The organism is Rhizobium sp. WYCCWR10014 (genome assembly GCF_001657485.1).
In the GTDB taxonomy this organism is placed as follows: domain Bacteria; phylum Pseudomonadota; class Alphaproteobacteria; order Rhizobiales; family Rhizobiaceae; genus Rhizobium.
Map to the genome: position 1 here is coordinate 60060 of NZ_LXFU01000025.1, position 12696 is coordinate 72755.

Consider the following 12696-nt stretch of genomic DNA (forward strand, 5'->3'; position numbering starts at 1 on the left):
CTTCTCCCTTTTTGCCGTTGAATTCCGGTCAGCGATTTGCCGGCCAGAGTGCCGACACCATCTCGCTGAGGATGGCGCGGGCGGCATCTCGGGGATCGGGCGCCTTGACGACAGGCCGGCCGACAACGAGATGCGTCGCTCCCGCCTTCAGCGCGTCGAAAGGCGTCATCACCCGCTTCTGGTCGCCCTTGTCGCTACCATCAGGGCGAATGCCGGGGGTGACGATCGCCATGTCGGGTCCGACGATCTCGCGCACCGCTGTCGCCTCCTCCGCCGAGCAGACGATACCGCCCATGCCGGCCGCGCGCGCCTGTTCGGCGCGGCGCAGCACCAGGCTGTGCGGATCCTGGCTATAGCCGGCATCGGCAAGGTCGTCGGCATCCATCGAGGTCAGCACGGTCACGCCGAGCAGGCAGAGGCCGGAGCCGGCCGCGGCCTCGACCGCCGCCTTCATCGCTTTCGGATAGGCATGCAGCGTCAGCATCGACATGCCCATCTTGGCGATGTTCTCGACGCCGGAGGCAACGGTGTTGTCGATGTCGAGCAGCTTCATGTCGAGAAAGATCTTCTTGCCGCTGGCGGCAAGATCGCGGGCGAATTCCAGGCCGCCGGCAAAGACCAGCTGATAGCCGATCTTGTAGAAGAGAATGTCGTCGCCGAGCGTGGAAACCAGTCTTTCCGCCTCGCCGATCGTTGGAACATCCAGGCCGACGATCAACCGCTCGCGTGCGTCCATCTGAAGTCACCCCTGCCAGTCTTCGATGGGTGTCCAGTCGCATGATAAGCGGCGATCCGCAAGACTGAAAGCATAGAGATTGCCGCCGCCGCCCGGCTGGTCGCGGTCGCGCGCGATCGGGCTGCCCGCCAGATGGCATTTGAGCAGCGTGCCGACGCCGCCATGGCCGACAAAGGCGATCGGCGCCGTCGCATCATGCGTGGCAAGAACGGCGTTAACAGCCTCGACGATGCGGGCCTGCGCGTCGACGGCGCGCTCCCAGCCTTTGAAGCTTTGTTCCGGATGGGCGAAGAACCAGTCGGCCGCCTCTTCGAATTGCGGTGGCGGCAGGAAGCCGGTGGCCGTGCGGTCGTTCTCGTGCATCGCGTGGACGATCTCCACGGTCACACCGGAAGCTTTTGCCAAAATTTCGGCCGTCTCGATCGCCTTCGTCTCGTCGCTGGAGACGATGCGCCGCAACTGCCTGGCCCAGCCGCTCTCTGCCGCTTTGCGGGCGCGCGCCGCGCCAACATCGGAAAGTCCCCATTTCGGCACGGGCACGTTGGGGTCGATCCTGACCTGCGGATGAGTGATGTAGATCCCGAACATCTCAGCCGCGCCTATAGATCCAGAGCTGCGCCGGCGGAATATTGCGCATGACGAAGTCGAAATGCTGGATATGGTAGCGGTCGGGATTGGCGGCGATCGGCGAGATCGCGCCGTAGGAAATCTGCACCATCGGCCGGCCGGCCGGCAGTCGATCGAGCAGGCTTTCAAGCAGCGAGATGCGCTTCGCCATCGGGAAATTCAGAAGCGGAATGCCCGAGACGACGGAATCGAAGGTGAGACCGCTGAAATTGCCAAGCGTGGCCTGAAGATCGAAGGCATCGCCGTTGATGAAGTGCACGCCGGGATAGGTCCGCTGCAGATGTTTATGAAAATCCGTCGAATATTCGATTGCGACGAGATTTTCCGGACGGACGCCGCGGCCGAGGATGGCCTTGGTGATGGCGCCCGTGCCCGGTCCGAGTTCAAGCACCGGCAGCCCGGAATGGATATCGACGACGCTTGCCATGCGCTTGGCCGTGATCGAGGAAGTCGGCACGATCGAGCCCACCGTCTTCGGCCCCTGCATCATGCCCCGGAAGAAGCGGATCTCGTCGTCGAACCTCTTGCCCAACCGTTCCTTCACCTTGACCCGTAAGCTCATTCTCCACCCATCCGCATGTTGATCGAATGCCTTAATATGCCGCTTGTCGCTTAAGGGACAAGGATTTTCGCAACAAGGACATCGGCATCAACAGTTCATGCAGCTACGGGGGCTGAGCGAGGCATGAGATCGGCGAGCCTTTGGCTCAGGTGATCGGCATCGATAGGCGCGCGCAGCTTCACATCGGTATTGTCGAAATATAGATAGACGTCGCGGCCCTTGTTGCGCACCGGCACGGGCGCCAGCACCCGCGTCGCATTCTCAGGTTCTCCGCCCGTTGCCCAGGCGCGGATACGTTGCGCCCAGATGTCGAGTGCTTCTTCCTCGTAGCCGCTGACATAGAGCTTTTCGGAGCCATGCAGGCGGCAATAGATGAAATCGGCGGTGACATCCATCAGCAGCGGCCATTTCACCGTATCGGCGCAGACGAGAGCGACCTTGTGACGCCTCAGCATCTCGATGAAGGCGGGTGAGCGGAAGCTCTCGTGGCGAATCTCCAGCGCATGCCGGATCGGCTGGTGCCCGTCGCATTTAAGCCAGGCCGGTCCTTTGATATGCCAGTCGTGACGCTTCGCAAGCGCTATCGCTGCGTCGCGGTCGTGCGGCAGCAGCGACAAAAAGTTTTCGAAAAGGGATGGGTCGAAGACCATGTTCGGCGGGAATTGCCAGAGGATCGGCCCGAGTTTGGGACCAAGCCGCAAAACGCCGCAGGCGAGGAAATTGGCGAGCGCCGTCTCGATATTCTGCAGCCGCAGCATATGGGTGATGAAGCGCGGTCCCTTGACCGCGAAGACGAAATCATCCGGCGTCTCGTCGCGCCAGCGGCCGAAGCTTTCAGGCCGCTGCAATCCGTAGAAGGTGCCGTTGATTTCGATCGACCGGAAGTGCCGGGCGGCATAGGAAAGTTCCTGCTTCTGCGGCAGGTCCTTCGGGTAGAATTGGCCGCGCCAGGGCGCATAGGTCCAGCCGGATATGCCGATGCGCACCGTCCCCGTCTTTTTGGTCATGGGATCCTCCGTTTTGACAGGAGGAAAAACGGCAAGCGGCAGCCTTCGTTCCGGTCAGACGCGCATCGGCATCAGCACGTAGAGCGCGTCGTCGCCCGCCGTGTCGCGGATCAGCGTCGGCGAGCCGGCATCGGCAAGCAGGAAGATCGCTTCCTCGCCGGAAAGCTGGGCGGTGATGTCGAGCAGGTATTTGGCGTTGAAGCCGATTTCCATCGCATCCGTGTCGTAGCCGACGGCGACTTCTTCCGTCGCGCTGCCGGAATCGGGATTGTTGACGGTCAGCATCAGCTGCCCTTCGGAAAGCGCCAGCTTGACGGCACGGCCACGCTCGGACGAGATGGTCGAGACACGGTCGACGGCCTGTGCGAAGCTCGTGCAGTCGACGCGCATTTCCTTGTCGTTGCCTGTCGGGATGACGCGCTGATAATCCGGGAAGGTGCCGTCGATCAGTTTCGAGGTCATGACGATCGAGCCGATCGTCAGCCGGATCTTGGCGTCGGAGACCTCGACGGTCACCGTCGTTTCGGGATTGTCGACCAGCTTCTGCAACTCGCCGACCGTCTTGCGCGGAATGATGATGCCTGGCATGCCCTCGGAGCCGGAGGGCGCATCGACATCGGCGCGCGCCAGCCGGTGACCGTCGGTCGCAACCGCTCTGAGTTTCAGCTCGCCATTGCTCTCGATCGTGTGGAAGAAGATGCCGTTGAGATAATAACGCGTCTCTTCCGTCGAAATCGCGAACTGGGTGCGGTCGATCAGCATTTTCAGATCGGTCGCCTTCAGCTTGAAGGAATGCGTGAAGGTGCCGGCTGTGAGATCAGGGAAGTCCGATTCCGGCAGGCACTGCAGCGAGAATTTCGAGCGGCCGGACTGCACGGTCATCGCGCCGCCATCGGGGCTGGTGGCAAGCAGCACTTCCGAGCCGTCGGAAAGCTTGCGCACGATATCGTAGAGAAGATGCGCGGGAACCGTAGTGGCGCCGGGCTGCTCGACGCTAGCAGGTGTCGCCTCGGTGATTTCGAGGTCGAGGTCGGTCGCCTTCATGTCGAGCTTCTGGCCGTCGGCCTTGAGCAATACGTTGGACAGGATCGGGATCGTGTTGCGACGTTCGACCACGCGGTGGACGTGGTTCAGCGATTTCAACAGGTTTGACCGCTCAATAGTAATACGCATGGGATGCTACCGCTTTCGACCGTGACTGTCCGGGCGCGTCGAGCACCCGAGGAATGCTGTCCCGGCTTGAGGCCGGGGGAGTGGACGGGCAAAATGGCAGACTTCAGCATTGCTTTGCAAGAGGCATGGACGTCGGCACCCCTGCATTTGCGGTTTTCCGGAGCAATGCTCACAGAAATCCGAACCCTTGCCGAAGCGGTGCGGCTCGCCCATAAAGGCTTCGATGCTGGCGACGAGCCGGCGGGACGAAAGCAAATGGCATGAATGAGGAAACGACAGCGGACGCCGCCAGCCGGCGAAGCTTCCGCCTGCACAATGCAACGGTGCCGGCGCGGCCCCTGGAGCCGGCGCTCTATCTCGTCGCCACCCCCATCGGCAATCTCGGCGACATCACGCTGCGGGCGCTGGAAACGCTGGCCGGCGCCGATGTGCTCGCCTGCGAAGATACGCGCGTCACCCGCGTGCTGCTCGACCGCTACGGCATCCAGAACCGTCCCTTCGCCTATCACGAGCACAATGCCGACGAGGCCGGTCCAAGGTTGCTGCAGGCGCTTGAAGCCGGGCGTTCGGTGGCGCTGGTTTCCGATGCCGGCACGCCGCTTGTCTCCGATCCAGGCTATCGGCTGGCGCAGCAGGCGATAACGGCAGGTTACCGCGTCATTCCCATTCCCGGCGCCTCCGCCCCGCTCGCGGCCCTTGTCGGCTCCGGCCTGCCGAACGATGCCTTCCTATTCGCTGGTTTCCTGCCGGCCAAGGACAAGGCCCGCCGCGACCGTCTCGGGGAACTTGCCGCAGCACCCGCGACGCTGATCTTCTTTGAATCGCCGCACCGCATCGGCGCAACGCTTCTGGCCGCTGCCGATGTGCTCGGGCCCACGCGGCCCGCCTCCGTCTGCCGCGAGCTGACCAAGACCTATGAGGAGTTCCGTCGCGGCACGCTTGCCGACCTCGCGGCGCATTATCAGCAGGTGGAAAACGTCAAGGGCGAGATCGTCCTGGTGATCGGTCCGCCGGAGCCGGTCGAAACTGATGAGGCCGATGTCGAAGCCATGCTGGCCGACCTGTCGAAGTCGATGCCGACGGCCGGCGCCGCGACCGAGGCCGCCCGCCTCACCGGCCTGCCGCGCAAGGTGCTCTACCAGCGCCTGTTGGAGATCAAGAACGCCGATGGGCGATAGCGATCTCACCGCCATCAGAAGGAAGGCGCTGCGCCGGGGCCGCATGTCGGAATATCTCGCGGCCGCCTTCCTGATGCTGAAGGGCTATCGCATCCTGGCTCTGCGCCACCGCACCCGGCTCGGCGAGATCGATATCATCGCCCGCAAGGGCGATCTCGCTGTCTTCGTCGAGGTCAAGGCCCGCCATGGCGAGACAGCGGCGGTCGACGCCGTCTCCATCGCCGCGCAGAAGCGCATACGGGCGGCAAGCGATCTCTGGCTCGCCCGCCAGGCGGATCAGGCCCGCCTTTCCCAGCGCTATGATATCGTGGCGATCATGCCGGGCCGGCTGCCGCGGCATTTTCCGGATGCCTTCTGACATCTTTCGACCCATCGGATTTCCGGATCGTTAAACTTTTAGTTCCCGCGTGAACGAGGTTCTTACGACTTTCTGCTACCCCAAATCTCGGTAGGGATAACAATTGGGGATTGTTTCATGGCCTGGAAGCTGATGCTTGCAAGTGCGGTCGCCATGGCCGCGCGCTCGGTGCCGTATGCCGTGGTGAAGCCGGCCGGGAAATCCTTCATCGCGCATGCGAGCGATCTGCTGCCGCTGAAGTCCACACCGATCAATCCGGACTGGGTTATCAACGGCAATCCGCAGGCCCGCACCGCCGAACATTCGCGCGGCCATGACGAGGCCTCGCTGACGGCGATCTGGGATTGCACGGCGGGCGAGTTCCGCTGGCGCTTCGGTTGGGACGAGACGGTGATGATCCTCGAAGGCGAGGTCCATATCACCGCCGAGGACGGCACCGAACGAACCTTGCGCGCCGGCGACGTCGCCTTTTTCGCCGGTGGAACCTGGGCGAGCTGGCGGGTCGACAATTATGTCCGCAAGGTTGCCTTCCTGCGCAAGCCTTTCCCGAAGCCCTTGGCGATTGCCTACCGTCTCCGCAACATGCTGCGCAACAACGGCAACCAGGGCATCGCCGCCTGAAGATCGCCAATGGCAGCCGCCGAAGCCCTTGATTGACCGTTGCGTTTGATATCTGGCCGACCTACATCTGTCCGGCATTCAGCGAGGGATGGAAATGGCCAAGATCACCAATGTAGCGGTCCAGATGGACCATGTCGCAGGCATCAATATCGCAGGTGATTCCACCTTCGCCATGAGCCTGGAAGCGCAGGCGCGCGGCTACAGGCTCTTCCATTACACCCCCGACCGCCTGAGCTTCCGTGACGGCAAGCTCTATGCCAGCGTCGAGCCGATGGTGCTGCGCGACGTCAAGGGCGATCACTACGAGCTTGGCGCGCCGGAGCGCGTCGATCTTTCGACCATGGATGTCGTGCTGCTGCGCCAGGATCCGCCCTTCGACATGGCCTATATCACCTCGACGCATCTGCTCGAGCGCATCCACCCGAAGACGCTCGTCGTCAACGATCCGGCCTGGGTGCGCAATTCGCCGGAGAAGATCTTCGTCACCGAATTCTCCGATCTGATGCCGAAGACGCTGATCACCAAGGATGCCGCCGAGATCCGCCGCTTCCGCGACGAGATGGGCGACATCATCCTGAAGCCGCTTTACGGCAATGGCGGCGCCGGCGTCTTCCATTCGACCCGCGACGACCGCAACCTCTCTTCGCTGCTGGAAATGTTCGGCCAGCTTTTCCGCGAGCCCTTCATCGCCCAGCAATATTTGCCTGACGTGCGCAAGGGCGACAAACGCATCATCCTGGTCGACGGCGAATTCGCAGGCGCCATCAACCGCGTTCCGGCCGAACACGACAGCCGCTCCAACATGCATGTCGGCGGCCGCGCCGAGGCGACCGAGCTGACGCCGCGCGAACAGGAAATCTGCGCCCGCATCGGCCCGGCGCTCAGGGAGCGCGGTTTCCTGCTCGTCGGTATCGATGTGATCGGCGATTATATGACCGAGATCAACGTCACGTCGCCCACAGGCATTCGCGAGGTGAAGAAGTTCGGCGGCGCTGATATCGCGAGCCTGCTTTGGGATGCGATCGAGCGCAAGCGCGGCTGAGCCAGCCGCCCATGATCGTTCTGGTCCCGCGACCGAGCACAACCAAGGTCACAGCGAATGCCTGACTACGTTCTTTGATTGTTCTTGTTTTATTCCTGCTTCTATGCCAGATTGCAACCGCTGGCCTTAATGCATGTCGCCCAAAAGTGTGCAGCGGTTTTGGGAACACGACATGCATCGAATAAAGGCAGCAGGGCGGTATGGTAGAGTTTGCGGCAAGGGGATGGGTTGATGGTCGCGCGAGTCAGTACGGTTGCCTTTCAGGGTATTGAGGGTGTGCCGGTCGAGGTCCAGGTCATGGTCGCTCCCGGCAAGGTCGGGATGCAAATCGTCGGCCTGCCTGACAAGGCGGTTGCCGAAAGCCGCGAGCGCGTGCAGGCGGCCCTCCACGCCTCCGGCCTGGCGCTGCCGGCCAAGCGCGTCACGGTCAATCTAGCGCCTGCTGACCTGCCGAAAGAGGGCTCGCATTTCGATCTGCCGATCGCCCTTGCCCTGATGGCCGCCCTCGGCGCCATTCCCGCCGATGCACTGTCCGATTTTGTCGTCGTCGGCGAGCTCAACCTCGACGGCACGATCGCCGCCATATCAGGCGCGCTGCCGGCAGCGATCGGCGCTAATGCGCTCGGCAAGGGGCTGATCTGCCCGGCCGAAAGCGGCGCCGAAGCCGCCTGGGCGGGTTCGGACGTCGATATCCTTGCACCCCGCAGCCTGATTGCCCTTGCCAATCATTTCCGTGGCACGCAGGTACTCTCCAGGCCGGAAGCGTCGATCCGTGCTAATGCCGCAAACCTGCCGGATCTCGCCGAAATCAAGGGCCAGGAAAGTGCCAAGCGTGCGCTCGAGGTGGCAGCGGCCGGCGGTCATAATCTGCTGATGGTCGGCCCTCCCGGCTCCGGCAAGTCGATGCTGGCGGCCAGGCTGCCGTCGATCCTGCCGCCGCTTTCCGCTGCCGAGCTGCTGGAGGTGTCGATGGTTCATTCGATCGCCGGCCAGCTCTCCGGCGGCAAGCTTTCCGATCGAAGGCCCTTCCGCACCCCGCATCACTCCGCCACCATGGCGGCCCTCGTCGGCGGCGGTCTGCGCGCCCGTCCGGGCGAAGCCTCGCTTGCCCATCATGGCGTGCTCTTTCTCGACGAGTTTCCCGAATTCACGCCGCAGGCGCTCGATGCGCTGCGCCAGCCGCTCGAAGGCGGCGAATGCGTCATTGCGCGCGCCAATCACCGTGTTTCCTATCCGGCCAAATTCCAGCTGATCGCGGCGATGAACCCCTGCCGCTGCGGCATGGCCGGCGAACCGGGCCATACCTGCGCCCGCGGCCCGCGCTGCATGAGCGATTACCAGGCCCGCATCTCCGGCCCGCTGATGGATCGCATCGATATCCGCATCGATGTGCCGGCCGTCTCCGCTGCCGATCTCATCCGGCCGATGGCGGCCGAAACCAGCGCCGACGTCGCCCGCCGCGTCGCCCGCGCCCGCGCGATCCAGCAAGAGCGCTTCGAAAGCACCGGCGCAAAAGGCATCGGCACCAATGCCCGCTGCTCCACCGCGATGATCGAGAAATTGGCCGAGCCTGACGCTGCTGGCCTGCAGCTGCTGCGCGATGCCGCCGAGAAAATGAAATTCTCCGCCCGCGGTTACCACCGCGTGCTGAAGGTCGCCCGCACGCTGGCCGACCTCGACGGCAAGCCTACAGTCGGCCGCATCCATCTCGCCGAAGCGATCTCCTACAGGATCGCGGGTGAGAGGCTAACGGCTGCGGCGTAGGAAGAACGCGCGCCGAAGCGCCCCGATACTCAGCGAAGATAGAAAACCGGAGACGAAAGCGCTGCGGCAGTTGGGGAAAACGGGCGCCTCCTTCTAACTGAGCATTCAGCTTGCTCGGTATACTGGTATAGATAGAGCTTAGTTTTAAAGATTGTGAGATTCGAACATGACTGGCGAGTATGAAACCGCGCCGAGGCTCTTCATTTCTTATTCATGGAGCAGTGCCGATCATCAGGCCTGGGTCGTTGAGTTTGCCGGTCAACTGCGACATCAGGGAATCGATGTTATCCTTGATAAATGGCATCTTAAGCCCGGACACGACGCAAACGCGTTTATGGAGAAGATGGTGACTGACAAGACGGTCACCAAGGTTATCCTTATATGCGACGAAGTTTATGCGAAAAAATCAGATGGACGAAAAGGCGGTGCTGGGACAGAGGCACAGATCATCACGCCTGAACTCTACGCTGAGCGCGAACAAGACAAGTTTGTGGCGGTGGTCCGTGAGAATGACGAACATGGTAAGGCCTATCTGCCAACGTACTATGGGAGCCGCATCTATATTGATCTCAGCAGCCCAGCTACGTATGCTCAGGAATTCGAGCGCGTGGTTCGCTGGGCCTGGGACGCGCCTTGGGACGTTCCGCCGGAGATCGGCGCCAAGCCCGCTTTTCTTAACTCCAAAAGTTTGGCTGGAAAGCCGGCCGATCTCGGAAGTCGGCGGATTATCGAGGCTATGCGCAACGGCTCCGCACATGCCGCAGCTGCAGCCGGCGAATTTTTAGGGTCCCCCGATACAATTTTCGAAAAGTTTCGTCTAGCCTCCGCACAGGTTATTGGCGAGAATTACGACGATGTCGTAGTCGATAACGTTGATAAATTCGTTCCCTACAGGAACGAATTTATCTCCTTATTCACTGCGATAGCGCAGTATCAGCCAACACCTGAATTGGTGGGAATTGTCCATCGGTTTTTCGAACGTCTGATCCCCTACCTCCATCCACCGACGAACGCTAGTTCATACTCCGATGTTGACCAGGACAACTACCAGTTCATTGTGCATGAGCTGTTTTTGTATTGGATGGCTACGCTCTTGAAATATGAGCGATTTGACGCGGCCTCTACAGTGATCGACGACCAATACTATTGGAATTCGCGCCGTAGACCTGATGAGACCATGCATAATTTTACTATTTTTCGGGAATACGCTAAGAGCTTCGATATAAGAAGTGAGCGCCTTAAGTTGAAGCGAACATCAATTCGGGCCGACATGTTAAAGGAACGGAATGAAGGCACAGGCATCGATTTTGCGTATGTTTTATGTGCCGACTTTATATTCTATTTTAGGGCTACGAAATTCAATGATTACAACAGCTGGTGGCCGGAAACCCTGTTGTATGTCGATCGTCATGGTGGACCATTTGAGATGTTTGCACGAGCGAAGTCGGCCCGTTACTTTGAGCGCATCAAGCATCTAGTGGGTGTGAAGAACGTGCAGGAGCTGTCTGCATATATTTCAGGCCTTCTTGCAGATGCAAACTCAATTCCCCGGTGGCAGTTTGACAGGCTCAACATAAAGCGCCTCATGGCGTCGGATAATATTGCTTCAACCCCCTAGACGAGCACAAGTGCGCCCGTCCCGGCGAGGCCTCGTTTGTCCATCACTGTGCGCTCGTTCGGCGCGGTAACCATCGCGTGCCGAAGTTTGACCGCCCGCTCGCCCATCTTGGCGGCAAGCCGACGGCCGGCCGCATTCATCTCGCCGAAGCGATCTGCTACCCGCATCGCCGGCGAAAGGCTGACGGCTGCTGTGCAAAAAAAGGGGCATCGAAGCGTCCCGAAATCTCCGAAATGAATGACGGGGAAAGCCCCGGCCAAAGCCAGCCTCAGCTCCCAAGCCCCTCGAACAGCGCCGTCGAAAGATAACGCTCCGCGAAGGAGGGGATGATGATGACGATGTTCTTGCCGGCGTTCTCGGGACGGATGCCGACCTTGATTGCGGCGGTCAGTGCAGCACCCGAGGAGATGCCGACCGGCACGCCTTCGAGCCTGGCAACCAGGCGCGCCTGTTCGAAGGCTTCGTCGTTGGTCACGGTGACGACTTCGTCATAGATGCCGGTATCGAGGATCTTCGGCGCAAAGCCGGCGCCGATGCCCTGGATCTTGTGCGGGCCGGGATTTCCGCCGGACAGGATCGGCGAATCGGCGGGCTCGACAGCGATGATCTTGATCTCGGGCTTGCGGCTCTTCAGCACTTGTCCGACGCCGGTGATCGTGCCGCCGGTGCCGATGCCGGAGACGACGATATCGACCGTGCCGTCGGTATCGTTCCAGATTTCTTCGGCCGTCGTCTTGCGGTGGATCTCGGGGTTGGCGGGGTTTTCGAACTGCTGCGGAATGACGGCATCGGGAAGCGACGCCGCCAGTTCCTCGGCCTTGGCGATGGCGCCCTTCATACCCTTTGGTCCCTCGGTCAGCACCAGCTCGGCGCCGAGCAGTGCCAGCATCTTGCGGCGCTCGACCGACATCGTCTCCGGCATGGTGAGGATCAGCCGATAGCCCTTGGCGGCGGCGGCAAAGGCGAGCGCGATGCCGGTATTGCCGGAGGTCGGCTCGATCAGCACCGTCTTGCCGGGGGTGATCTTGCCTTGCGCTTCGAGGCCCTCGATCATCGCGACACCGATACGATCCTTGACGGAGGCGATCGGGTTGAAGAATTCGAGCTTGCCGATCAGGTTCGCCACGACGCCCTTTTCCCGCGCCAGCTTGTCGAAGCGCACGAGCGGCGTGTCGCCGATGGTCTCGGTGATCGAGGAATAGATGCGGCCGCGGCCGGGCTTGTGCGACATGGGTGCTCTCCCTTTGAAATCCTGCTCCTGAAATCGAGGGGGGAGAATAGGGTCAAAGGCCCGTCTAGGCCAGACCGCGTTCGACCTGGAGAGGCGATCAGGAGAGAAAAAAACCTTTGAAAACCGTTTCTTGCCGAATGTTTATTTCAGGCTGCGCGCGTGGCGATGAAGGCGGCCGTGCCGGCGAGGATGCCGGCCGCAACCCGGTTCAGCGCCTGCAAGGCGCGCGGCTGCTTCAGCATCGTGCGGGCCCGCGAGGCAAGCAGCATATAGGGCACGAGCACGACGATCAGCACGACGAAGGTGGTGGTGAGCAGGAGCGCATAGTCGCGTAGCCCGATATTGCCGATATCGATCAGCGTCGGCACCAGGGCGACATAGAACAGCATGGTCTTCGGATTGCCGAGCGTCACCAGCAGGCCGGAGACGAAAGACATGCCGATGTTGGTGGATTTGCGGGCCGCGATATCCTGCGGCAGCAGCCCCGCCGTCCAGAGTTTCCAGGCGATGTAGCCGAGATAGAGGACGCCGGCGATCTTGATTGTTATGAACACCTCGGTAAAGGTCTGCGCCACGAAGGCAAGGCCGAGAATGACCGCTGTGAGATAAGTCATGTCGCCGAGCACCAGGCCGAGGCCCATGAAGAAGGTTTCGCGGAAATTCGAGCCGAGCGCACGCGCGACGATTGCAGTAATCCCGGGTCCCGGAATGGCCGCGGCGATGAACAGCGCTCCGGCATAGGTCAGCAAGGCGGCAAGGCTCATCTTCTTAACCCTCAG

Annotated in this window: 15 protein-coding genes; 7 read left to right on the forward strand and 8 right to left on the reverse strand. The window is 61.4% G+C overall.

Annotation, left to right across the window (positions count from 1 at the left end; genetic code table 11):
* Positions 1 to 28: 28 nt before the first annotated feature.
* From pyrF to dnaN, 5 genes are all read right to left on the reverse strand, one after another.
* Positions 29 to 736 (reverse strand): orotidine-5'-phosphate decarboxylase, encoded by a 708-nt coding sequence (gene pyrF, locus A6U98_RS05125; protein WP_064648370.1) that lies wholly within the window; start codon positions 734 to 736, stop codon positions 29 to 31.
* 6 nt (positions 737 to 742) lie between these two features.
* Complete coding sequence (locus tag A6U98_RS05130) at positions 743 to 1324, reverse strand: histidine phosphatase family protein (protein WP_027682060.1); 582 nt, start codon at positions 1322 to 1324, stop codon at positions 743 to 745.
* Between the two features lies 1 nt (position 1325).
* Positions 1326 to 1925, reverse strand: a complete 600-nt coding sequence (gene pmtA / locus A6U98_RS05135; RefSeq protein ID WP_064648371.1) for a phospholipid N-methyltransferase PmtA — start codon at positions 1923 to 1925, stop codon at positions 1326 to 1328.
* Positions 1926 to 2020: 95 nt separating this feature from the next.
* A complete protein-coding gene (locus A6U98_RS05140) occupies positions 2021 to 2932 on the reverse strand; it encodes a DUF72 domain-containing protein (RefSeq protein ID WP_064648372.1) in 912 nt (303 codons plus the stop codon).
* Between the two features lie 54 nt (positions 2933 to 2986).
* Positions 2987 to 4105: a DNA polymerase III subunit beta gene (gene dnaN, locus A6U98_RS05145; protein ID WP_064648373.1), complete on the reverse strand. Its 1119-nt coding sequence runs from the start codon at positions 4103 to 4105 to the stop codon at positions 2987 to 2989.
* Positions 4106 to 4198: 93 nt separating this feature from the next.
* On the opposite strand from dnaN, the gene A6U98_RS37065 reads away from it, so the two are divergent.
* The 7 genes from A6U98_RS37065 to A6U98_RS05180 all read left to right on the forward strand — a co-directional run bounded on the left by A6U98_RS37065 (position 4199) and on the right by A6U98_RS05180 (position 10686).
* Complete coding sequence (locus A6U98_RS37065; protein ID WP_197496348.1) at positions 4199 to 4369, forward strand: hypothetical protein; 171 nt, start codon at positions 4199 to 4201, stop codon at positions 4367 to 4369.
* Complete coding sequence (gene rsmI, locus A6U98_RS05155; protein WP_064648375.1) at positions 4366 to 5283, forward strand: 16S rRNA (cytidine(1402)-2'-O)-methyltransferase; 918 nt, start codon at positions 4366 to 4368, stop codon at positions 5281 to 5283. The genes A6U98_RS37065 and rsmI overlap by 4 nt, the downstream gene beginning before the upstream one ends.
* Positions 5273 to 5641: a YraN family protein gene (locus A6U98_RS05160; protein ID WP_064648376.1), complete on the forward strand. Its 369-nt coding sequence runs from the start codon at positions 5273 to 5275 to the stop codon at positions 5639 to 5641. The genes rsmI and A6U98_RS05160 overlap by 11 nt, the downstream gene beginning before the upstream one ends.
* A gap of 117 nt (positions 5642 to 5758) precedes the next feature.
* A complete protein-coding gene (locus tag A6U98_RS05165) occupies positions 5759 to 6262 on the forward strand; it encodes a cupin domain-containing protein (RefSeq protein ID WP_064648377.1) in 504 nt (167 codons plus the stop codon).
* 94 nt (positions 6263 to 6356) lie between these two features.
* Positions 6357 to 7304, forward strand: a complete 948-nt coding sequence (gene gshB / locus A6U98_RS05170) for a glutathione synthase (RefSeq protein WP_064648378.1) — start codon at positions 6357 to 6359, stop codon at positions 7302 to 7304.
* A 231-nt stretch (positions 7305 to 7535) separates the two neighbouring features.
* A complete protein-coding gene (locus A6U98_RS05175; RefSeq protein ID WP_064648379.1) occupies positions 7536 to 9068 on the forward strand; it encodes a YifB family Mg chelatase-like AAA ATPase in 1533 nt (510 codons plus the stop codon).
* Positions 9069 to 9234: 166 nt separating this feature from the next.
* A complete protein-coding gene (locus tag A6U98_RS05180; protein WP_064648380.1) occupies positions 9235 to 10686 on the forward strand; it encodes an SEFIR domain-containing protein in 1452 nt (483 codons plus the stop codon).
* Here A6U98_RS05180 and A6U98_RS36640 read toward each other — a convergent pair.
* The 3 genes from A6U98_RS36640 to A6U98_RS05195 form a co-directional block, all read right to left on the reverse strand.
* The gene (locus A6U98_RS36640; protein WP_156667813.1) at positions 10683 to 10853 is read right to left on the reverse strand and encodes a hypothetical protein; all 171 of its coding nucleotides are present in this window, start codon (positions 10851 to 10853) and stop codon (positions 10683 to 10685) included. The two genes, A6U98_RS05180 and A6U98_RS36640, sit on opposite strands and share 4 nt — an antisense overlap.
* A 101-nt stretch (positions 10854 to 10954) precedes the next feature.
* Positions 10955 to 11917, reverse strand: a complete 963-nt coding sequence (gene cysK / locus A6U98_RS05190; RefSeq protein WP_064648382.1) for a cysteine synthase A — start codon at positions 11915 to 11917, stop codon at positions 10955 to 10957.
* 146 nt (positions 11918 to 12063) lie between these two features.
* Positions 12064 to 12681, reverse strand: a complete 618-nt coding sequence (locus A6U98_RS05195) for a LysE family translocator (RefSeq protein WP_064648383.1) — start codon at positions 12679 to 12681, stop codon at positions 12064 to 12066.
* Positions 12682 to 12696 lie beyond the last annotated feature (15 nt).